The 23,778-nt window shown below is 42.5% G+C and carries 16 protein-coding genes; 10 read left to right on the plus strand and 6 right to left on the minus strand.

Going from position 1 to position 23,778, the window contains the following annotated elements:
• The first annotated feature begins 254 nt into the window (after positions 1-254).
• Complete coding sequence (locus tag WS42_RS04495; RefSeq protein WP_013611217.1) at positions 255-1,538, plus strand: YeiH family protein; 1,284 nt, start codon at positions 255-257, stop codon at positions 1,536-1,538.
• 144 nt (positions 1,539-1,682) lie between these two features.
• Here the strand turns inward: WS42_RS04495 and WS42_RS04500 are convergent, their stop codons facing one another.
• Positions 1,683-2,102, minus strand: coding sequence for a hypothetical protein (locus tag WS42_RS04500; protein WP_046450784.1), 420 nt, complete (start codon positions 2,100-2,102; stop codon positions 1,683-1,685).
• A 1,132-nt stretch (positions 2,103-3,234) separates the two neighbouring features.
• Here WS42_RS04500 and htpG point away from each other — a divergent pair.
• The 4 genes from htpG to WS42_RS04525 all read left to right on the plus strand — a co-directional run bounded on the left by htpG (position 3,235) and on the right by WS42_RS04525 (position 8,559).
• On the plus strand, positions 3,235-5,286 hold the full coding sequence (gene htpG / locus WS42_RS04510; protein ID WP_046450794.1) for a molecular chaperone HtpG: 2,052 nt from the start codon (positions 3,235-3,237) through the stop codon (positions 5,284-5,286).
• A gap of 290 nt (positions 5,287-5,576) precedes the next feature.
• Complete coding sequence (nfo, locus tag WS42_RS04515) at positions 5,577-6,431, plus strand: deoxyribonuclease IV (protein WP_046403648.1); 855 nt, start codon at positions 5,577-5,579, stop codon at positions 6,429-6,431.
• Positions 6,428-6,919, plus strand: a complete 492-nt coding sequence (locus WS42_RS04520; RefSeq protein ID WP_013611214.1) for a metallophosphoesterase family protein — start codon at positions 6,428-6,430, stop codon at positions 6,917-6,919. The genes nfo and WS42_RS04520 overlap by 4 nt, the downstream gene beginning before the upstream one ends.
• Before the next feature lie 41 nt (positions 6,920-6,960).
• The gene (locus WS42_RS04525) at positions 6,961-8,559 is read left to right on the plus strand and encodes a S41 family peptidase (protein WP_013611213.1); all 1,599 of its coding nucleotides are present in this window, start codon (positions 6,961-6,963) and stop codon (positions 8,557-8,559) included.
• Positions 8,560-8,632: 73 nt separating this feature from the next.
• Here WS42_RS04525 and WS42_RS04530 read toward each other — a convergent pair whose 3' ends face one another.
• The 4 genes from WS42_RS04530 to purB all read right to left on the minus strand — a co-directional run bounded on the left by WS42_RS04530 (position 8,633) and on the right by purB (position 13,425).
• Positions 8,633-9,508 carry a 7-cyano-7-deazaguanine reductase gene (locus WS42_RS04530; protein WP_022160836.1) on the minus strand — a complete coding sequence of 292 codons (876 nt, stop codon included), beginning with the start codon at positions 9,506-9,508 and terminating at the stop codon, positions 8,633-8,635.
• A gap of 62 nt (positions 9,509-9,570) precedes the next feature.
• On the minus strand, positions 9,571-9,936 hold the full coding sequence (locus WS42_RS04535; protein ID WP_022160835.1) for a four helix bundle protein: 366 nt from the start codon (positions 9,934-9,936) through the stop codon (positions 9,571-9,573).
• 119 nt (positions 9,937-10,055) lie between these two features.
• Positions 10,056-11,879, minus strand: coding sequence for an ABC transporter ATP-binding protein (locus WS42_RS04540; protein WP_013611210.1), 1,824 nt, complete (start codon positions 11,877-11,879; stop codon positions 10,056-10,058).
• Positions 11,880-12,087: 208 nt separating this feature from the next.
• Positions 12,088-13,425 (minus strand): adenylosuccinate lyase, encoded by a 1,338-nt coding sequence (purB, locus tag WS42_RS04545; RefSeq protein WP_013611209.1) that lies wholly within the window; start codon positions 13,423-13,425, stop codon positions 12,088-12,090.
• Between the two features lie 153 nt (positions 13,426-13,578).
• Between purB and WS42_RS04550 the strand changes: the two genes are divergently transcribed.
• The gene (locus WS42_RS04550; protein ID WP_013611208.1) at positions 13,579-14,349 is read left to right on the plus strand and encodes an EI24 domain-containing protein; all 771 of its coding nucleotides are present in this window, start codon (positions 13,579-13,581) and stop codon (positions 14,347-14,349) included.
• Between the two features lie 8 nt (positions 14,350-14,357).
• On the opposite strand, the gene WS42_RS04555 is transcribed toward WS42_RS04550, so the two are convergent.
• Complete coding sequence (locus WS42_RS04555) at positions 14,358-16,916, minus strand: beta-mannosidase (protein ID WP_195426862.1); 2,559 nt, start codon at positions 16,914-16,916, stop codon at positions 14,358-14,360.
• A gap of 183 nt (positions 16,917-17,099) precedes the next feature.
• On the opposite strand from WS42_RS04555, the gene WS42_RS04560 reads away from it, so the two are divergent.
• The 4 genes from WS42_RS04560 (at position 17,100) to WS42_RS04575 (ending at position 23,664) form a co-directional block, all read left to right on the plus strand.
• The gene (locus WS42_RS04560; protein WP_046450795.1) at positions 17,100-18,503 is read left to right on the plus strand and encodes an NfeD family protein; all 1,404 of its coding nucleotides are present in this window, start codon (positions 17,100-17,102) and stop codon (positions 18,501-18,503) included.
• Positions 18,504-18,521: 18 nt separating this feature from the next.
• Positions 18,522-19,067: an RNA polymerase sigma factor gene (locus WS42_RS04565; protein WP_013611204.1), complete on the plus strand. Its 546-nt coding sequence runs from the start codon at positions 18,522-18,524 to the stop codon at positions 19,065-19,067.
• Between the two features lie 12 nt (positions 19,068-19,079).
• Positions 19,080-20,198: a toll/interleukin-1 receptor domain-containing protein gene (locus WS42_RS04570; RefSeq protein WP_022160830.1), complete on the plus strand. Its 1,119-nt coding sequence runs from the start codon at positions 19,080-19,082 to the stop codon at positions 20,196-20,198.
• A gap of 61 nt (positions 20,199-20,259) precedes the next feature.
• A complete protein-coding gene (locus tag WS42_RS04575; RefSeq protein WP_087394217.1) occupies positions 20,260-23,664 on the plus strand; it encodes a leucine-rich repeat protein in 3,405 nt (1,134 codons plus the stop codon).
• The last annotated feature ends 114 nt before the right edge of the window (positions 23,665-23,778 follow it).

Below are 23,778 nucleotides of genomic sequence, written 5' to 3' on the forward strand. Positions count from 1 at the left end.
GATGTTTTAAAAATAAAAATGGATAATAAACGGGCAGCATAACAAAAAAAGAAGGCATCCTTTTCAGACACCTTCTTCCCCAAATTTATGATAGAACTATTTAGCTACTCGTTCGTCCCCAAAGATGGACATCTTTGTCTGACCTTATTCCTTCTATAAGACTTTTCTTAAAATTAAGCATTTAGACTTAAAGTATTATCGTAAAAAATAGCTTTCTTCGCATCTCAAAATTTTAAAATTTAATTAAAATATATATGAAAAAATGGTTTGAACAATTTAAGACAGAAGATTGGGTGGTTGTGGCTGTCAGTATTCTTTTACTGGCTTTTGCCATCATTACTCCCAATTATCTTCCCCGTATACCCAAACATCTGGCCGATACGGAATCCTGGGGAAATGCAATATTTCTTTTCGTCATTGTATTAGTCATACTTTATATCGGCTGGCTTTTACTCGGCAGACCCTTAAAAGGTTTATTCCTTTCCCTGATCGCTGTATTTTCTGTCTCTTTATTGGCACAGATTACGGCAGCTCTGCCTCAAGTAAGCTATTATGGATTCGAATCTGTCTTTTTCTCTGTTATCTTCGGTTTGATTATTCGCAATGTTTTTCGCGTACCTGCCTGGATGAAACCTGCTATTCAAAGTGAGTTTTTCATTAAAATCGGGGTGGTTTGTTTAGGAGCGACTATTCTTTTCAGTGATGTCATGAAATCCGGTGCAGTTGGTCTTGTACAGGCTGTCCTGGTTGTGAGTATCGTATGGTTTTTCGCCTATTTTATCTCCCGGCGGTTGGGAGTTGACCAGCGTTCTGCCATGATCCTGTCCAGCGGGGTCTCTATTTGCGGAGTTTCTGCTTGTATTACAGCTGCACGTGTTGCAGGAGGCGATGACAAAAAATTATCTTATATTGTTTCTTTGGTGTTAATCATTGTCGTTCCTATGATCTATATGATGCCCTGGCTGGCCCATCTGCTTCTTCCTGTCCTATTCGACGACCCTCAGGTAATACAGGAAGTGGCCGGAGCCTGGATTGGCGGAACCATCGATACGACAAGTGGTGTTGCCGCTTCCAGTGCTATCGTCAGCGAATTATCGAACCAGCATGCTGTTATTATCAAAGGGGCCCAAAATGTTTTAATCGGTTTTGTAGCTTTTTTTATAGCCTTATACCTTTCTACCCGGGGAGAGAAAGGTAGTAATTCTCCTTCTCTGGGGATTGTCTGGGAAAAATTCCCGAAGTTTATTATCGGTTTTGTTGCAGCTTCACTCGTATTCAGTATCTTTCAGGCAAATGACCTTTTCCTGGTAAATGAAAAAGGGAAACTCATCGAACCGGGAATCGCTAAAATGTTCAGTACTGTTTTTTTCAGTTTGGCATTTGTCTGTGTAGGACTGGAAACCCAGATAAAAGATATTGTCTCCCGTGAAAACCGCAATGTCATGTGGTCTTTTCTTACTGCACAGACTTTTAATATTCTGGTTACTTTTATTATTGCCTGCCTGTTGTTCGGCATCGTTAAACCGATGCTGGGATAAATAAAGCTGAGAGATGAGATAATTCACTGGAAATTTCTCATCTCTTAGCTATTGATCCGAAAGCGCCTGCTGGATTGAAAATCATTTCCGGTTTATGAAGAGAATTCCTTCGTCATGTCAGAGAGAAATGCTTCGGTTCCTGGATCATTTGAATTTTAGTCCCAAAATAATTGTATTGCTATTCTCATCCAGTCCGTCGTATATTTTCATCAGATCGACATGTTCTTCTTTATATGCTTCCCATTCTTTTTCCGATAACCGGGATCGGATGTGTTCGATTAATTTTGCATATCTTGCCGGGGTGAAAAAAAAGTATAGATAATCAGTAGGAAATTGCATTTTATTGTGCCATGGACTAAAATACTTGGAGGGGAAAGAGGTAGATTTTGTTATTCCTGTTTTCAACAGGTCATCATCTACTAATTTGAAGTTTTTGGTCACATGGCTTTTTTTATCGTATCCAAAATAATAATACCGATTGCCAAAATTGTAAACTCCGATTACATATTTATCGGTTTCATTCAGAAAATGCATAGCTATTCCACGATATTTTTTGAGATGCATAAATTCTTCCTTTGGGGGGTCGGCGCTGTAATTTCCTTTATCGATTTTATACCGGGGGGTAACCCGATCCTGGAAAACATCATAGACATACCCGTTCTTCTCGTGATAAAAACACAGGGAATCCTGAAAAACATACAATTGATTATGAAGCCAATATCCGAAAATATCTTCGCAAGAGAAGAAAGAATGTATTTTTTGGTTGTCATGAATCGAGTAAACATTGAGTGTATCGGCCCCTTCCAGTGATTTCTTTATTCCCTTGTTCAGGCTATTGGTGGCTCCCCAACCTTGTGTATTTTTTAAAAATAATATTGTCGTATCGTTCCATAAATAGACCGGTATTCCCAGATGACCTGTTTTGTCATTTTTCTGAGTAAACGACCATTCACGTAATAATTTATGGCAGTTATATACATATTTACACCAATAAACGTAGGTTTAATTTTTTTCTTTCTATTCCGATTCCGGGTTTTATCCCGTCAGACCGGTTCGCCTGGACCGGTCCGTTAAGGCTTTCCTTCACTGACCGGCGGAACTCCTCACTGCGTTCGTCAGACACCACCGGTCGGGCGTTCGGAAAACCTAACCGGACCCTCGTTCCTGCTCCAATGGTCTTCCGGCATAAAACCCTTCATCTCACGGCAGAGCTAACCGGCAAAGAAAATACAACCAAAAATTTGCAACAGCAGGAAGCCGGACCGTCCGGATTATTTCCAGTGAGAATAATCTTTCTTAAATCAAGACTGGTTTGCAATTCAGTGATAACGTAAGTCGGAGGTGATCGGGATTGGCGACCATTGGAGCTCTGGCGAGTGTCGTCTTGCTTTTTCTGAACGCCCGACCGGTGGTGTCTGACGAGCTTGCGAGGAGTTCCGCCGGTCAGTGATAGAAAAAGTTAGACGACCGACAGAAGCGACCGGGTCGACAATTCCGATCACCGAAGACGAATTACTAACGAAATAAACCTACATTTATAAGTGTAAATATGTATATAACTGCTTTATTTTATTCTTATTGGGATTGCTATGGATTTGAAGCTTTGGCTGTCTTTTTGTCACTTTCATTTTTTTGGCATAACAATTGTGTATTTACCTGCGTAAACTTGAATTTAAAACTAAAAAACAGATATACTATGGCAACTGGAAAAATAGGAGTATCAACGCAGAATTTATTTCCGATTATTAAGAAGTTTCTCTATTCGGATCATGAAATTTTTCTTCGTGAAATAGTGTCGAATGCAGTAGATGCTACACAAAAATTGAAAGTATTGGCATCTTCGGGAGAATTTAAAGGGGAGGCTTCTAATTTAAGGGTACGGGTGAAAGCTGACAAAGAGGCAGGTACTTTGACGGTATCCGACAGCGGTATCGGAATGACCCGGGAAGAGGTGGAAAAATACATCAACCAGATTGCTTTTTCGGGAGCAGAAGAATTTTTGGAAAAACATAAAGATGATGCCGCTACGATCATCGGTCATTTCGGATTGGGATTTTACTCTGCCTTTATGGTGAGCGATAAGGTGGAAATCGTGACCAAATCGTACAAAGAAGGAGCGCAGGCTGTAAAATGGACCGGTGAAGGAGATACCGAATACACCCTGGAAAATACCGAAAAAGCCGAACGGGGAACGGATATCATTATGTATATCAATGCCGAGGAAAAGGATTTCCTGGAAGAGAATAAGCTACAGGATTTATTAACGAAGTATTGTAAATTCCTCCCGATAGAGATTGTTTTCGGAAAGAAGAAAGAATGGAAAGATGGAAAATATGTCGATACCGAAGAAGATAATATCATCAATGACACCAATCCGCTGTGGACACGTAAACCATCCGAACTGAAGGAAGAAGATTATCAGAAATTCTACCGGGAATTGTATCCCATGGCACAAGATCCTTTGTTCCATATCCATTTGAATGTAGATTATCCGTTTAATCTGACCGGTATTCTTTATTTCCCGAAAATCGATAATAAGTTTGAAATACAAAAAAATAAAATTCAATTATACAGCAATCAGGTATATGTTTCTGATTCTGTCGAAGGGATCGTACCCGAATACCTGACTTTACTGCATGGGGTGATTGATTCGCCGGATATTCCGTTGAATGTATCCCGTTCCTATTTGCAAAGTGACCGGAATGTGAAGAAGATTTCCAACCACATTACGAAGAAAGTGGCCGACAGTCTGACCGATATCTTCAAAAACAACCGGGAAGAGTACGAGAAAAAATGGGATGACCTGAAGGTATTTATTCAATACGGCATGCTGACAGACGAGAAATTTGCCGAACGGGCCAATCCTATCGTGCTGCTCAAAGATACCGATGGGAAATATTTTACCCTGGAAGAGTATGAAAATCTGGTGAAAGTTAACCAAACGGATAAGGACAATCATATCGTTTATCTGTACGCTACCGACGTACAGGAACAATATACTTACATCCAGGCTGCGAAGGATAAAGGCTATGACGTTTTGGTGATGGATGGGCAGTTGGACACGCATTTTATCAATCATATCGAGCAGAAAAATGCCGATCATAAATTTTTACGTGTCGACTCGGATGTGATTGATAAACTGATTCCTAAAAATGAAACGAAGGAAACCGATTGGAGCGAAGCTGAACAGGAGGAGATGAAGGATGTTTTCAATGCACAACTCCCTAAAGAAGGAGGCATGTATGTGGTCAATTTCGAAGCATTGGGCGAAACGGCCGATCCTGTTTTAATCACCCGTTCTGAGTTTATGCGGCGGATGAAAGAGATGGCTGCCATGAATCCGGGGATGGGATTCTATGGAGCTATGGATGACCAGTTTACGTTGGTAGTGAATACCGATCATAAGCTGGTAAAGAATATCCTGGCTGATGTACAGAAAGAAATGGCGGCTAAACTCGAACCGATCGATTTCGAAATTAAAGAAAATGAAGGGAAGAAAACAGAGATCGACGAACTGAACAAAGGGAAGAAAGAAGATGAAATTCCACAAGTCGACAAAGACCGGAAGAAAGAATATGACGATAAGATCAATGGCTTGAGAAAACAAAAACAAGAGCTGTTGCAGGAATATGGTAAAGGTAATCAGGTGGTCGGCCAGTTGATCGACCTTGCCTTACTCGCTAACGGTCTGTTGAAAGGAGAAGCACTGAATAAATTTGTGAAGAGAAGCGTAGAGTTGATTAAATAACCGAAAGACGGAAGATGTGAAAGCGGGCATTGTTGAAGATGCCCGCTTTTATTTTAATAAAACTATTTCCAATTTTGTAGACGTTAAGTAAGATTTCGGCTAACTTTTTGTAGGTTTGTAAATCCCGGAGGATAGATTTTAAGGATAGATTACGATCTTGTGGGAGAGGGATATGAGATATTTAGTATAAAAAATTAACTTTGCAAATTATTGAACTTTTGTGTTGATCGGGCGTTATACCTCTTGAGACTGAAGTTAAACAGAAGATTATTATTAAAAGACATCGGAATATGAAATATGTCGGAGCACATGTCAGTATATCGGGTGGAGTGGAGAATGCTCCTGTAAATGCTTATCGGATCGGAGCGAAAGGTTTCGCTTTATTTACGAAGAATCAACGCCAATGGGTGGCAGCACCCTATTCGGCTGAAAATGTGGAACGCTTTCAGCAGCGTTGTCAGGAATTCGGTTATACGGCCGATCAGATTCTGCCTCATGATAGTTACCTGATCAATTTGGGAAATCCCGATAAAGAGGCTTTGGAAAAATCCAGGAGTGCTTTTCTGGATGAAATGTTGCGTTGTGAACAACTGGGACTGAAACTACTCAATTTTCATCCGGGAAGTTCGTTGAAGAAAGTGAGTGAGGAGGAGTGCCTGACGATAATTGCCGAATCGATCAATATCACGCTGGATAAGACCAAGAGTGTCTGTGCCGTGCTTGAGAATACGGCCGGACAAGGGTCTAATCTGGGATATACTTTTGAACAGTTGGCCTATATTATCGACAAAGTTGAAGATAAAGACCGGATTGGAGTATGTATCGATACCTGTCATGCTTTCGCTGCCGGATATGACCTCAAGAGTGAAAACGGCTTTCAGGAAACTTTTGAGCATTTCGATGAAGTGATCGGATTGAAGTATCTGAAAGGTATGCATCTGAACGATTCTAAAAAAGGGCAAGGTTCTCATGTCGATCGGCACGAGGTGCTCGGGAAAGGCGAATTGGGTATAGAGACTTTCCGCCGGATTATGAGAGATCCCCGTTTCGATCGTATGCCGCTGATTCTGGAAACCCCCGATGAAGAAAACTGGGCGGAAGAAATAAAGATGCTTTATAAATTAGAAGAGCATAAGAGCTTATGAAAATAGGATTATTATCGGATACACATGGCTGGTTGGATAGCAAGATATTGGATTTTTTCAAAGATTGCGATGAGGTTTGGCATTGCGGGGATATCGGTGATTTAGCGGTTACCGATCGTTTGGCCGCCAACTTTAATTTACGCGCTGTATACGGTAATATCGATGGAGGAGAGATAAGGACGATGTTTGCCCCTACTTTAATATTCGATTGTGAAGGAGTAAAAACAGTGATGACCCACATCGGAGGATATCCCGGACATTATGACGCCGGAATACGGACGCTATTGTACGACGAACGCCCGCAGCTGTTTGTCTGCGGCCATTCTCATATCCTGAAAGTTATGTTCGATAAGACGCTGGGATGTTTACACATCAATCCCGGGGCTGCCGGGAAGTATGGTTTCCATAAAGTCAGGACAGCCATCCGTTTTGTCATAGAAAAGGGGAAAATGAAAGATTTGGAAGTATTGGAACTTGAGAAGAAGTAGAGATATAACTATTCCTGGATAACGAAGTAACTTTAAATAAGATGAAAAGACTTTTTATTTTGACAGGGCTCTTGCTGCTGACAGGAGCACTATTCAACCGGACGATAGCACAAAACCGGGAGAATCAGGTGAGAGAACAAAGCATAAAATATCAGCGGCTGATGGCCTATATCGATGCCTTTTATGTCGATACCGTAAATTTGCAGAAGCTGACGGAAGATGCGATTATAAAAGCTTTGTCCGATCTCGATCCTCATTCGGTTTATATCACGAAGGAAGAAGTGGATGAGATGAACGAGCCTTTGGAAGGTGGATTTTTCGGTATAGGTATTCAGTTTACTATTCTCCGGGATACGTTGGCTGTTGTGGCTATCGTGCCTGGCGGCCCTTCCGAGAAGGCCGGATTGATGGCAGGAGACCGGATCGTTTCCGTGGACGGAGAGAATATCGCCGGGAAAAAATTATCGAATACAGAGGTCCGGAAGCGCTTGAAAGGAGAGGAAGGTACGATTGTCAAGGTCGGCGTGCTGAGAGGACATGAAAATATGGATTTCCGTATTATCCGGGGAAAAATTCCGATTTATAGTATCGATGCTACTTATATGCTGGATAAGACGACCGGATATATCAAGTTATCCCGCTTTGCAGCGACCACGATCGATGAATTCGAGGAAGCTGTCAAAAAATTGCAGGCTCAGGGGATGAAAGATTTGATACTGGACTTGCAGACGAATGGAGGGGGATATATGGGAGCCGCTATCGGTATCGCCGATCACTTGTTGGATGGACGGAAGATGATCGTTTATACCGACGGGGTCAATTCCGGTCGGCGCGAAGAATATTCAACGCCTATAGGACTCTTGCAGGGTGGACGGGTGGTCGTATTGATCGACGGCAATTCGGCTTCTGCCAGTGAGATTGTCTCCGGAGCTGTTCAGGATTGGGATAGGGGCGTATTGGTGGGCCGGAGGTCTTTCGGGAAAGGCTTGGTGCAAAGACAGTTTCCTCTGACCGACGGATCTATGGTCCGGCTGACGATAGCCCACTATTATACGCCTTCGGGGAGATGTATACAAAAACCTTATTCGAAAGGCGAAGAAGATTATGAAGCCGAGTTGTATAACCGGTATCGGAGCGGAGAAATGGTCAGTGCTGACAGTATTGTAGTGAATGATTCCCTGAAATATTTTACGAAAGTAAAACAACGCCCTGTATACGGTGGAGGAGGTATTATCCCGGACGTGTTCGTGCCTCTCGATACGACGATCAGCTATTTGTACTTTAACCGGCTGATCGCTAAAAATGTAATCGGTGAGTTTATTGCCAATTATATCGATAAAAACAGGGATCAGCTGAAAAAGAAATATCCTGATTTCGATTCTTTTGTGAAGAATTTTCAGGTGACCGATGCCATGATCGATGAAATTGTAAAAGCAGGGGAAAAAGCGGATATCCCCAGAGACGATAAAGCACTGAAACCTCTTTTGCCTACCATTAAATTGCAGCTGAAAGCATTGATAGCCCGGGATCTTTGGAATATGAACGAGATGTATCAGATTATGAATGAGGAGAACGATATGCTGAAGAAAGGATTGGAAGTGTTGAAGGACGGTACGTACGAAAAGATACTCGGCAAATAGATTTATAAATACAGTGAAAACGGTGATGACAGCTAAAACAGGAACGGGGGTTTAACAGAAAGAAAGCAGGCGGTTATTGCCGGAAATTCCGCTGGGTCAGTATATCGGCTTGGGGCAGATAATGCGGCAGATAATCCGGTTTGTTGGCCCGGCAAGGACAAATATCTATCCCGCCACGACGGGTGTATAAGCAACTTACCATGAGAATTTCGGGTTGGAAAAGATCACTGAGGCGTTTGAAAGTCATCTCACAAATTTCTTCGTGAAAATGATTTTCATTACGCAGCGAAACGATGTATTTCAACAGAGAGGCATAGGCCGGTTGTGTCCGGCCTTTCAGATGAATGTACAAACTTCCCCAATCGGGTTGACGGGTGATCTTACAGTTACTTTTCAGTAGATGGCTACATACTTTTAATTCCCCTGCTTCCTGGATGTTTTCGGTCAGTAAGGCGGGGTTTTCCTGATAGACGGAAAACTGGAGTGCATAGGTGTCGGGCTCTTTTTCCAGCAGGGTGTAATCATTGAAATCAAAAGGCAGAAAAGAAGGGACATCTTCATAAAAATGGACTTTTACTTCGGTACACAACAACGCACTAAGATCGGCAGCTACTGTGGCAACGAATCGGTCGACAGCCTGCCCGAGTGTCTTGCCTAAAGCTTCCATATGAAAGGAACCTAAATACAATTTCAAAGATTTACTTTCTACAATCGAGGGACTGGAAGCCGGATAAGTAATTTTCAACATCCCGGCTACCGGTATACCATTATCCAGGATAAAACTGGCTTCGTAGGCATGCCAGCTGTCATAACCACAAAACAGACGGTCCGGGTGGTCTATGCCATAGATTTCCCTGTTCAGCCGCCGGGGGACCGCTACAAGAATAGCCGGACAATAGTGTTGGGGATATTCGACTTGTTTTCCTAAAAGTTTATCTTCGGTTGTCATAATGAGTTGCTGAGTTACTGAGTTATAGAGTTATAGAGTTATAGAGTTGTTGGGGGGCTGAGTTAATGGGTGGGGTGTTGTTGCAGATAATGGATAAATTTGTTAATTGCTACAGATAGGCCCTGGCAATCCTGGAGGAGCAATTCACTTTTTTCTTCGGATATGTAGTTTAAATCTTTAGCAATATAAAGCATACTTTTAACTTCTCCACAGCTTCCTTTAGATATACAGAGAAAGCGTTTGAACATCGGATTGCTCCCGGATTCAAACCCTTCTGCGATATTATTCATTATCGAAATAGCTGCCCTTTGTATCTGCTCATTAAAACCCATATCTTTAATGGATGCAGTGTTCTGGTATATTTCCTTCACAATCCTTCGGGCTTCCTGCCAAATATTCAATTCTTCAAACTTAACTACTCCTCCCATAATTTATTTATTTAAATTCATATATAAACTCTATAACTCTATAACTCAATAACTCAATAACTCAATAACTCAGTAACTCAGCAACTCAGCAACTCAGTAACTCAGCAACTCTATCCCCTCTAAAAACTCTGCATACTATACAATTTGGTATAAATACCATTCAGACTCAGGAGTTCTTCATGAGTTCCCCGTTCGACGATTTCTCCTTCATGGAAGACACAAATCAGGTCGGCATTTTTGATGGTAGACAGGCGGTGGGCGATCACGATAGAGGTACGGTTTTTCATCAGATTATCCAGAGCTTCCTGTACTAGTTTTTCCGATTCGGTATCCAGGGCAGAAGTGGCTTCGTCCAGGATCATGATCGGAGGATTTTTCAATACGGCACGGGCTATACTCAGGCGCTGGCGCTGGCCCCCACTCAATTTGCCTCCCCGGTCACCGATTATGGTTTGGTAACCGTGTTCGGTTTGTAAGATAAATTCGTGTGCATTAGCGATACGGGCAGCTTGTTCAACCTGTTCCAAAGTGGCATTTTCGATACCGAAAGCGATGTTGTTATAGATCGTATCGTTGAATAGAATAGGATCCTGGTTTACATTCCCCATAAATTCCCGCAAATTATAAAAAGAAAGTTCCCGGATATCAATACCGTCGATACAAATTTTTCCACTATTCACATCGTAAAAACGGGGTAACAAATCGACAAAGGTACTTTTTCCGGAACCCGATTGGCCGACAAGGGCTACCGTTTTTCCTTTCGGAATGACCAGATTGATGTTTTTGAGTACCTGTTTACTTTCGTTATATGAAAAGTTGACGTCTTTGTATTCGACAGCTTGTTGGAATTGTTCCAGTTTTCGCGGATTTTCAGGTTCCTGTATAGAAGATTCTGCAGCCAGAATAACGTCTATACGCTCCATCGCCGCCAATCCTTTTTGGACGCTGTAATAGGCGTTAGTCAGGTTTTTCGCCGGATTGATGATAGAATAAAACAAACCGATATAGATAATAAAACTTGGACCCGATAAGTTGCCGGTATTATTCAAAATCAGCGTTCCTCCGAACCACAGGATGATGACTACGACGATCGTACCGAGAAATTCACTCATCGGATGGGCCAATGAACGCCGCCGCATCAGACGGTTTTGTATTTTCCGGTAGCTTTCGTTTTCCGTTGAGAATTTTTCAGTCATTTTGGGCTCTGCATTGAAAGCCTTGATGATTCGCAAACCGGATAAAGTTTCTTCCATTAAAGCCAGAATTTCTCCCATTTTCGTTTGTCCTTCCCAAGAACGGCGCTTCAGGTTTTTACCTACCCGGCCGATCAATAAACCCATAATGGGGAGAAGAATGAAAACAAATAAGGTGAGCTGCCAGCTCATAAACAACATGGAAGTCAGATAGACAATAATCAAAATCGGACTTTGGAAGAGCATATCCAAAGAACTCATCACGGAGGCTTCTACTTCTTGTACATCTCCGGTCATACGGGCGATAATATCCCCTTTGCGCTCTTCGGAAAAGAAGGGAAGAGGTAAGGATAATATTTTGGCATAGATTTTACGACGGATGTCCCTGACGACTCCATTCCGGATATAAATCAATTCATAAGCTCCCAAATAGGCGAAACCGGTTTTTAAAGCAGTAGTTACGATGGCTACCACCCCGATCAGAATTAAGGTTGTCGATGGACCGTAAGTGTATTTGATCGTTGTGATGTAGTAATTAAAAATTTGTCCGATAGATTCACTGTTAAATTCGAAAGGAACAAGTTCAGTTACATCCTGTTCGTTGTTGAATATAATCTTCAGGATAGGTCCCAGCATCGCGATGGAAAGACTTCCGAAAATCGCATGGAGGAAATTGAAGATGATACTTTTGGTAACCCGGAGTTTATAAGGTGGAATAAAACGCTTGAGAATAAGGATTAAATCGTGCATAGGTAAAGTTGCTGAGTTGCTGAGTTACTGAGTTGCTGAGTTGTTGAGTTACTGAGTTGCTAAGTTGCTGAGTTGCTGAGTTGTTGAGTTGCTGAGTTGTTGAGTTACTGAGTTGTTGCACTCTTAAATTCCAAAACTTCATAACTCTTTAACTCTATAACTCTATAACTCTATAACTCAGTAACTCTATAACTCAGCAACTCTTTAACTAAATTCCTGTATAATTCGAGGGAGTAATCTGTTTCAGAGTTTTTTTCAGTTCAGCTGAAATATCGAGTGTGTCGATAAATTCTGCGATAGATTCCTGTGTAATTTTATTGTTGGTACGTGTCAAGGCTTTCAGTGCTTCGTAGGGGTTGGGATATCCTTCACGGCGCAGAACGGTTTGAATGGCTTCGGCCACGACCGCCCAGTTTTTTTCGAGATCTTTTTCGATCGCTTCTTTATTGATAATAAGCTTGTTCAACCCTTTCAAAGTCGATTTGACAGCAATAATCGTATGGGCTAAAGGGACACCGATGTTCCGCAGTACGGTTGAGTCGGTGAGATCTCGTTGAAGACGTGAAATCGGCAACTTATTACTCAGGTGATCGAATATGGCATTGGCGATGCCCAGGTTACCTTCTGAATTTTCGAAATCGATCGGATTTACTTTATGGGGCATAGCGGACGAACCGACTTCACCGGCTTTGATTTTCTGTTTGAAATAAGTCATCGAGATGTAAGTCCAGAAATCCCGGTCGAGGTCGATAATAATATTATTGATCCTTCGAAGGTTATCGAACAGAGCTGCAAAATTATCGTAATTGGAAATCTGGGTAGTGTATGTTTCCCGTTCGATTTTTAATTTTTGAGTTAAAAAGCGGTTTCCGAATTCAGCCCAGTCGATTTCCGGGAAAGCAATGTTGTGTGCATTGAAGTTACCGGTAGCTCCACCGAATTTTCCGGAAATGGCTACTTTTTTCAATAACTCCAACTGACGGCTCAACCGGTAAGTGAATACTTTGAGCTCTTTCCCTAAACGGGTAGGAGAAGCCGGTTGTCCATGAGTTTTGGCCAGCATCGGCACTTCTTTCCATTCTTCGGCCAGCTCTTCGAGTTTGGCGATCAGTTCGTCGATGACAGGATAATAGACATCGTGAACGGCATCCCGGAACGAACAGGGAACCGCTGTATTGTTGATATCCTGTGAAGTCAGGCCGAAATGGATGAATTCTTTGTATGGTTGCAGATTTAAAGCATCGAATTTTTCTTTGATAAAGTATTCGACAGCTTTCACGTCGTGATTGGTGACTTTCTCGATGTCTTTGATCCGCTGGGCATCTTCGACGGTGAAATTGAGGTATATTTCCCGTAATTGCTCGAAAGTCTGGTGATTGAAACCGGCCAATTGGGGAAGAGGTATTTCGCATAAGGCAATAAAATATTCCACCTCCACCGTTACCCGGTAACGGATTAAAGCACTTTCAGAAAAATAATTGGACAAATTTTCGACTTTATCTCTGTATCTCCCGTCGATCGGGGATATTGCTGTTAATGGTTGCATAGTATATAACAAGTGAATATTAGATTTATGTTCTACGAATTTGGTTCAATCAGACAATCTGCACTATTTTTGCTCACAAAAATAGAAAAAATAGCCGGAAAATCTGCTTTTTCCTCCTTACATTTGTCTTCAATTTAAATTGAGTTTGATAAAATGGGATTCTTTACAGGGATACAGCTTTATGGAAAAGCATTCGGAATTTTGTTCAGCCGGAAATTCTGGTGGTTTTTACTTTTTCCGGTCATTATTTTATTGCTATTGTTCATTGGGGGAAATATCCTGATTTCTTTAGCGGGAGATAGCCTGTACGGCTTGATCGAGGCTAAGCTTACTGCCTGGGTGGGGGGCATCTCCTGGCTGCAATGGGTGACGACCACGACAAGCGTGCTGATTAAGATTGTATTGCGGATTCTGTATTTCTTCCTTTTCGTTGCTTTCGGCGGATATATTGTGCTTGTCGTTATGTCGCCGGTATATTCCTGGCTGTCCGAACGGACGGAAGCTCATCTTACCGGAAGGGAATTTCCCTTTAGTTTCAGGCAGTTTGCCTGGGAGATTTTTCGGGGAATTCTGATCGCCCTGAGAAATATGATTTTTCAGTTGTTTATTTCTTTTGTATTATTTCTTTGCTCATTTATTCCGCTTGTGGGGGTAATCGCTCCTTTTGCCATCTTCTTTACCTCGGCTTATTTTTACGGTTTTGCCTTTATCGATTATGCTATCGAGAGAAAGCGTTTTAATGTCAGACAGAGCGTCCGTTATGTGAATAAAAATATCGGTTTGGTGACAGGAATAGGTACTGTATTCGCTTTGGCTCTTATGATTCCGGCCCTAAGCCTGGCCGCTTGTTGTTTTGTGTCATTATTGTCGGTAATTGCCGGTACTATTGCAGTAGAAAGGATGAACGATAAATCTGTTAAATAAAGCAATAGCTATTTTCCAACCCATCTGCATCGGATTTGCTGTTCGATTTCTTCTTTGGAGAGGGTTGTGCGGATTTCTGTACGGAAGGGGTGACCCGGGAGCAGATCTTTATAGTTGTCTGTAAAAACCGCTTTTACTCCGGGGAGGTAAAACATGACATCACAGGCCAGACGGTCGGTGGTGGCTGTCAGGTATTTTTTGCCTTGCTCTTCGGATATTTGAATCTGAATATCGGGTTGTCTGAGCAGTAACTCTTTCGGTAGAGCAAAATATACATTTTGGCGGTCTACGATTTTTTTGCCTTGCCGGATGGTGATGACGGCCATGGTTTCCCGGTGTGAATTGTCTTGCAGCAAACCGGCGATTGACGATGCTGCGATTGGGGCGGCTTCGTTGGCTTTGATTTTATATTTGCCTTGCCGGGTTTGATGCAGTTTTCCGTCGAATCCTTTTATCTCTAAGGTATAGGTTCCTGCGAGAGGTGTTGGCAGATCGTTTACCACCCAGAGTTTCAGACTGTCTGCCGTTACCTGGGGTGCTAATATCACCGGCTTGCAGGCTTCCCGTAGCGCATACTGGGCCGCTTTCCAGTTGTGGTAATAATCGGTTGTCGACCAGCTGGCTACCGGCCAGCAATCGTTCAGCTGCCAAACCAGCGATCCCATACAATAGGGCATATGCCGCCGATGTGTTTCCATGGCTATTCGCATGGCCCGGGCTTGCAATACCTGGCTCATGTATAGCATTTGCCCGAAATCTTCCGGTACCTGATAATACCAGCCCATGTATTCCCGGATGCGCAGGTTGCCGATTCCACTGCGTTGATGAGCCGACATGATCTCCGATTCGATGTCGTAATCTTCCGGTAAAGTGTATTGCCGGACGGTTTCAAATTCAGGGAAGGATTGGAAACCGTGTTCACTGATGAAACGGCCGATATTTTTTTCGTATTCTTCAAACTTGTGCTTTTCGTGCCATACCCCCCAGTAGTGGTTATCCCCCCGGTTGGCAGGGCGGATTTCATGGTCTCCGATTTCCGGTCCCGACATCGGTGAAGAAGGCCAGTAATCGTCTCCATCGGTATATTTTTCAATCACTTCGGGCAGGAGCCGATGGAAGACATCAGTGTAGGCCTTGAAAATCCGTTCTTGTTGTTGCTGGGTATACTCTCTTTTCCATCCCCAACCTCTCCAGGCTGCATCTATTTCGTTGTTTCCACACCACAGGGCTATACAGGGATGATTTCTTAGCCGGATAACGTTATCGACGGCTTCTTGTTTTACATTTTCCAGAAATTCAGGATCGCCGGGATACATGGCACAGGCAAACATAAAATCCTGCCAGACCATGATGCCGTGGCGATCACAGAGTTCATAGAAATAATCGTCTTCGTAAATACCTCCACCCCAGATCCGGATCATATTCATATTGGCATTTGCGGCATCCGTCACCATTTTTTCGTAATCCGAACGACTGATTCTGGGGAGAAAAACATCGTTGGGAATGGCATTGACTCCTTTGGCAAAAACAGGGATTCCGTTCAATTCAAAGTAGAAAGTTTCTCCCTGGGTATCTTGCCGGCGTACTAATTTCAGAGAACGCAGACCGGTGGTTACTTCGCGGCTGGCAACTACTTTTCCGTCTTTTTTCAAATTGATCCGGAATGTATAAAGGTTGGCTTTTCCTAAACCGTTACTCCACCATAACCTGGGTTTTTTAATGGTAAACGGGAGGGTTAACCGGTTTTCTCCCGGTTGGGTTTCAACCTCGCTTTTCGCCAATATCCGGGAATCACATTTTACTTCTGCGATCAGTTTTTCGTGATGTTCTGTCGTCAAACGGACAGATGCTTTCAAATCGGCTTGTACGGGAGTGACTTGCGGCTGTTCAATAAAAACCTGTTCGATATTCAGGTCATCCCAGCCTTCCAGGAAAATCGGCCGCCAGATACCCGAAGTGACTAATCGCGGGCCCCAGTCCCAACCGAAATGATAAGGGGCTTTCCGGCTGAAAACGCTCACCCGGTTAGGGCCCATTCCTCCGTTTTCGCTTTGGTCGTTGGAAGCCGGCAAGGGTAATCCGTATTTTTCCATTTCTTTCATACCTTGCCGGATGGGAGAACGAAAGCGAAGATGCAGTATATTTTCTTTATCGGAAAGCAGGCCGGAGACATCTGCTTTCCAGGTCCTGAACATATTGTTGGTAGATAGAAGAGGCTGACCGTTCAGGGTGATGTCGCACCAGGTGTCTAATCCCTGAAATACGAGTTGTTTGTGTTTTTGCCCGGCCAATTGTTCGTCCACCTGAAAACGAAGTTCATATTCCCAGTCGGCTTTATCGATCCATTGGATGTGTTTTTCATTGTCGCGATAGAACGGATCTTCGATGATTCCATTGTTTATCAGATCGGTATGTACTGTCCCGGGTACTTCGGCCGGTAACCATTTACCGATATGGTATTGCCTGAATTGCCAGTTATTTCCTAGCTCTTGCCGTATGGGAGGGGTAGAGGCAAAACTCATCGAATAGAGTGAAAAAACGACTAAGGTGATTACAAATTTGCTCATAACCGGGATTGAAATAATGAAACGTTACAAATATATGCAAAGGCGGGAGCAAAAACAACAAATTTGTTTGATTGATTTTGCCGGGCTGCATCTTATATTTATAAAAGAAAATTTGATGGAAGGAGTTGGATAAGATAAAAAAGCTTATATTTGTTTACCTATTACAAAATATCGATGATGCTTATGTCAGGGATATATACGTTCAGGAAGCTTGTTTTGCTCGTGCTGGGGATTTGTTGGTTGAACACGCTTGGGGCTGCCGAACCCGAAAAAGTCGTTTATAAAGTGGATATTAAAGACGAGATCGGTCCGGAAGTGTGGCGTCTGGCCCGAAAATCTTTCGACCTGGCCGGGCAGGAAAAGGCGGATTATATTTTAATTCATATGAATACTTACGGTGGGATGGTCGTGTATGCCGATTCTTTGCGTAGTATGATTCTGAACTCACGGAAACCGGTATGGGTATTTATCGATAATAATGCAGCCTCTGCCGGGGCATTGATTTCTATTGCCTGCGACAAAATCTATATGCGCGAGGGGGCGAATATCGGGGCGGCTACGGTCGTGAATCAAACGGGTGAGGCGATGCCCGATAAATATCAGTCCTATATGCGCTCGATGATTCGTTCTACGGCAGAAGCTCAGGGCAGGGATACGTTGGTTCAGGGCAGGGATACGGTTTATCGTTGGAAGCGGAATCCGCATATCGCCGAAGCCATGGTGGATCAGTCTATTTATATCCAGGGTATTACCGATAGCGGACGGGTAGTGACTTTCACTGCCCGGGAAGCCATGAAATACGGTTTTTGTGACGGAATGGCAGAAAGTGTGGATGAAGTATTGAAAAAAGAACAGGTTGAAAACTATACGATCCGGAGCTATCATCCTACCGTCACCGATCGGATTATCGGTTTTCTGATCAATCCCGTGATACAGGGATTGTTGATTATGGTCATTGTCGGTGGTATCTATTTCGAATTGCAGACCCCGGGGATCGGTTTTCCTTTGGCTGCCGCCCTGACGGCTTGCCTGCTCTATTTCGCTCCCTTGTATCTCGAAGGGTTTGCCGGGTATTGGGAGATCATTGCTTTTGTCGTGGGAGTCGTCTTGTTGCTTCTGGAAATTTTTGTGATTCCGGGCTTCGGTGTAGCAGGTATTTCCGGAATTGTATTGATTATAGTGGCCTTGGTTTTTGCAGGGATAGATCATTTCTCTTTCCGTTTCCTGGGTGATTTTGTACGTCCGTTGGTGCGTTCCCTGTTTCTGGTGGTGAGTGCTTCTTTGGTATCCTTGTTGATGAGCATGTGGTTGGGGGCTAAATTATTCGGGAGCCGTCGTTGGGCTTTTGCCTTGCATGCTGAACAAAAACCGGAAGACGGTTATGTAGGAGTAGATTTGTCGGTACGGGAAGAAATCGGCAAACAGGGGATCGCGGTGACAGATTTGCGGCCTGCCGGGAAAGTAGAAGTAGGCGGAGAAGTGTATGATGCCGTCTCTTTGTTGGGAGATTATATCGAAAAAGGAAATCGGGTGATGATAAAAAAGTATCAGGCAGGACAGGTATATGTCGTGAAGTGTGAAAAATGAAGATTGTAATTAAGTAGGATGGGAGTTACTGATTTACAAGTGTTGCAGGCTTTTAAAAAAGGACAATTGGAATTGTTTTACCGTAGAATTTATCCGGGATTATTGTTGTATGCTGTAAAAAATGCAGGTGACCGGCATGATTTTCTGGCAGAAGATTGCGTACAAAATGCTATTTTTAATGCCTGGAAAAGAAGAGACTCTTTTGATTCTATCTATACATTGAAATCTTTTTTATACACTTCTGTAAAAAATGAGATCATCAGCCTTTACCGGAAAGGAAAAGCACAGGAACGGTATTCTTCCCAGCTGGAAAATGAAGCATTTTTTGCCAATACGGTTATCGACCAGGAGACACAGTTGTTGTTGTTCAATGCTATTCACAGCTTGCCGGATAGAGAACGTCAGATTTTTGAATTAAGTTTTATTGAAGGTTTGAAAAATATTGAAATTGCCGAACAATTGGGCGTTTCGGATAGTACGGTTAAAAAGGCGAAAGCCAAAGCGCTCGAAATTTTACGGGAAAAATTGGATCCCCGGTTATTTCTTTTTTTCTTCCTGGGGTAATAAAGAGGACCGATGGATAATAAACGAATTTACGATAATTATGCTTTTATAAGCTATAAGCGTGAAGATGAAAAATGGGCGGAATGGCTTCAGCGTAAACTGGAAGGGTATAAATTACCTACAATACTAAAGAAGACAAATCCGTCATTGCCCAGGCATTTACGTCCAATCTTCCGGGACAAGACAGATTTAGGGGGGGGTATATTAAGCGATGAACTTGAAAAACAATTACAGAGCTCTGAATTCCTTATTGTTATCTGTTCGCCTCATGCCTCACGATCGGAATGGGTGAACAAAGAAATTCAGGTATTTATCGACGAAGGACGTTTGGGAAATATCATCCCGTTTATTGTTGAAGGACTTCCTCATGCCGGTTCTGCTGTAGAGGAATGTTTCCCCCAGGCATTGAAGAATATACCCAAGGATAAGGAGTTGCTGGGGATTAATGTACAGGAGATCGGTAAAGAACGGGCTTTTATTAAAGTTATAGCCCGGATGTTGTCGCTTCGCTTCGATAGTTTGTGGCAGAGATGGCAGCGGGAGAAAAGGTTACGTCGTAGTTATGTCGCTACGATGCTGGCTTTTTTGCTGATTATCTTTTATTTTTTTGCTATTCCTTCAAGGGTAGAGCTCACCGTGAAAGATTTATCTCACCGATTGCCGTTGCCTTCCTATGCAAAAATTATTTTCAACGGTACAGAACAGTATATCGGTTCTTTGGATACAGTTTTAATCCTGGATAATATCCGGCCGTATTATAAAGGACGGCCGTATATGTTGGAATTTAATGCCGGTTATTACGATACTTTACGTTTTCAGGGACATTTTTCCTGGGGAATGACGACCTATGTGACATTGGAGTTGAAACGTGACAGTACGTTCAGTGTCTATCAGGGAATAGTTTACGATGAACAAGAGGGGGTGCCTGTCCAGGATGCCGTTGTTACTGTCGATAATCGGACAACCAGGACCGATGTCCGTGGGATTTTTAAAATAGTTTTTCCCTTACAGGAACAGACTTTGTCCAAGTCTGTCCGAATAGAGAAAGAAGGCTATCTTCCCCGTTTACGGGTCGACGAGTGTCCTGATGCCAAAAATCTTACTCCTTATCCCATGCGGAAAAATACGTAGGACCGGCGGGTGGGCTTGAGTTAAAAGAATTGTTCCAGCGTACTGATCGGGTTAAAATTAAATGAAAAGAACGATTATGATGAAGTATCAGTCAATAACCATACTGTTTGTTCTGCTTTTTTTATTCCGGATAGCACAATCGCAATGTATAGAGACCGGATATGTCAAAGAATATAATGGGGTTGAGGAAAAGACACCTTTGCCAGGAGTAGAACTTCAGGTGGTCGGTTCTCCTTCGGCTGTCAGTGACGAGCAAGGACGTTTCGAACTTCATTTTGCCGTGTTAAAGCCAGGACAGGCCGTAAAGTATAATGAGATTTATAAACCGGGATACATCCTTTTTAATAAAGAAGCGTTGGAGATATGGAGGATTTCCGATAATAAGACTCCCTTTGTGGTGGTGATGTGCCGGGAAGGTGAGTTCCGGGCTTTGAAGAAAAAGTTTTACGGGATTATTGAAAAATCATACCGCGACGATTATCTGCGTCAGAAGAAGCTGGCTGAAACCAGTATTGCCAATGAATTGGAACTAACCGAAAAATTGAAACAACTGGAAAAATCTTATCAGGAAAAACTCAGTAATATAAATACCTATGTTGAAATCTTTGCCCGTATCGACCGGAACGAAATGGACGATAAAATAAGCCGGGCCTTGCAATTGGTGGAAGAAGGCAAGATCGATGAGGGAATACGTTTATATGAGGAATTGGAACTGATCGGTCAGACGAACGAGCAGTTGAATAAATGGAATACCGGTGAAAGGGTGATTCAGGCCGGACAGACTATGAAAAACGAGGCTCAGCAGGATTTATTATTGATGGCTGATAAACTTCGTCAGCAAGTCGGTCTTTATGAAATGGGTGGTTGGGACTATAACGATCAGCGTATCGAAACTACTCATAAGCTGGTAGAAGTTTACCGGCTGCTGAATAAAGCCTTTCCCGGCGAATTTGCACCCCAATTAGGGCAATGGCTTTGTCTGGAAGGGGATAACTCGAATGATCCGGATACCTTGTTTGCTAAAGTTACCGAGGCTGCCCGACTTCCATCCTATGCCGGACTGATTATGTTAGGAAATCTGTATGAATACCGTTCGGTCAAGGAGATTCAGTATCTTGAGAAAGCGCGAAGCTGTTATGAACAAGCTTTATCGCTGATCTCTGCTGATGACAGTAGCCGCTACGCAGAGAAAAGATTGAATTCTTTTTATGATTTTACAGACTCGACGACCGGACAGCCTATTTATTATAAAATATTGTCGGCTCAGGAAAAAACAGTCGCTATTTGGCCTAAAAGTATAATTAGCTATAATGATCCTGAGGGAGAATTGGTTTTACCTGAGTTTGTAAAATACAAAGGGGAGAAATACCGTCTTGTATCGATCGGAGCTAATGCATTTAAAAATAATAAGCGGTTGTTGTCGGTTACGCTACCTAAAAGTGTCACCGGGATCGGTGAAAATGCTTTTTACGGCTGTTTTTCTTTGGAATCTATCCGGGTGGGAGAAAATGTGGAAATGGTAGCTGAGGGGGCTGTACCTGAATCTACTTTATTGATACTTCCCGATAATACCCGGAAATTACAGGGATGGCTTTATGATTTCATTTATAAACGTTTCGAATTTATGCTTCAGGATTCGAAGAACATCGGACTTGCCGGATATGCCATTTATCATTTGGCCGACGACCTGTTGAAAGATAAAGTGACACCTGATGATAATAAAGCTTTTTATTGGTATCTGAAAGGACATATTTTAGCTGATAGTGTATACGCCGAGTGTAATTTAGCAGAAGCGGCAGCTTGTTTCAGACAAGCGCTTGAAAAGGGGGGGGCTGTTGCAGCTTATCGGCTCGGTTTACTGTATTATTGGGCCGGGGATTATCGGAATGCTTATGATTTTTATGTTCGGGCTGCCGATGCGGAAATTTTGGAGGCTGATAACCAGCTGGCTTATATGTATGCAAAAGGTCAGTATGTAAAACAGGATTTTACAAAAGCTATGGTTTATATCGACAAAGCGATTGCCCGGGATTCTGCCGATCCGAATTACATCGATTCCAAAGGGGAAATCTACCTGATGATGGGACAGCGGGATAAAGCTGCCGAAGCCTGGAATAAGGTGGTTAAAATGGACCCGGCGTTTGACCGGAGCCGGTCTGATTTATATAAAAAGTTGTATGGAATACCGCAAACCCAATTGTCGGATTCCAGTAAAAGACTGAATAATTATATCGATATTGTTCGGGCAGTGGCCCGGACAGAACATGCCCGTTTCTTTAATGCTTGTGAAATGCCTGAATATGAAGAGCTGCTGGCTATCGGAATAATTGCCGTTCAGGTGATGATAAAAAATAAAACCCCCGAACAATTGGAAAAATACAATGCTTTCTATTTGGCTACTGCAATCCAATGGGCTATTCAAAATGAATTGCAGATAAGATACAAATGGTATGGACAGGTTATTCCTCATCAAAGAATGGAGATTAAAAAAGAAAATAAGTGGTTAAATCAAAATCAAATGCTTTTTCTTTCTATATACCGGACCATCGTTTTACTATATAACCATATCGGTTTGTTTCAAGAGAATAATCTTCGGTCTGAAATTGAGAATGCAAGCCGTATTTTATTGCAGGCAATCGATAGTATCCCTGTTTCTCACCGCGATCTTGCCCGACAACTCATTTATGAACAGAAGTTTGTGAGTGAAATAGCCAAAGAACAGGGAAAAACATTTGAAGCATGTTACAGAGATATTATGCCTGTTGTAAATTTTTTGCGCCAGGCAATCAGTATAGTTGGACAGAAAATAGAATATAATAAGAACATCACTTTTGATCCGGATTTTTCTGATTCTTCCAGTATGCTTTTTTCAGAGCCTCCTAAAAAATATCTCGATATCGTTCGGATTATTGCACAGGCCGAGCAAAAAAATCTTATCGACCGTAAACAGAATTTTATCGATTACGAAGAATTGTTGTCGGTCGGAATAATCGCTGTGCAAGTTTTAACAGGAAAAAAAACTGCCGAAGAATTGGAAAAATATAGCAGTGTATACCTTGCAAGTTCGATTCATTGGGCCATCCAGAATGAATTGAAAATGCGATACAAATGGTATACTCCTGTCCGGTTCGGCAAGCTGATGAGTACTGAAAATGAGCAGGATTCGTTGCTCTCTCAATATATGACTGTCGTCTGGCTCCAAACTGCCGGAGCTCTGTATAACAGAAAAGATTCTATCGATAACCGTTCACTCAGAGCGGAGATAGAACAAGTGGGGAGTGCCATTCTTAAAGAAATAAGCCGGCTTCCTGCCGATCAGCGTCAGTGGGTCACAGCCCTTTTTATTCATCAGAAAGAACTTGGAGAAATTGTTGAAGCGTATGGCATCCGGGTGGAAGATTGTTTGAGAAGCCTTTCACCGTTTTGGAAAAAAATAAAAGAAATAGGGAGAAAGAAATACCGATAGCCTGAATCAGTCACTTTCGGATATTTTTAGCTACCTTATAAAAAAAATTCAAAAAAAATTGTCTTTTTTTACCCCATTTTAGATCGATTGCGTTATAGGGATGTTTTAAGGAAG

It is taken from the genome of Odoribacter sp. N54.MGS-14 (genome assembly GCF_000980295.1).
In the GTDB taxonomy this organism is placed as follows: Bacteria; Bacteroidota; Bacteroidia; order Bacteroidales; family Marinifilaceae; genus Odoribacter; species Odoribacter splanchnicus.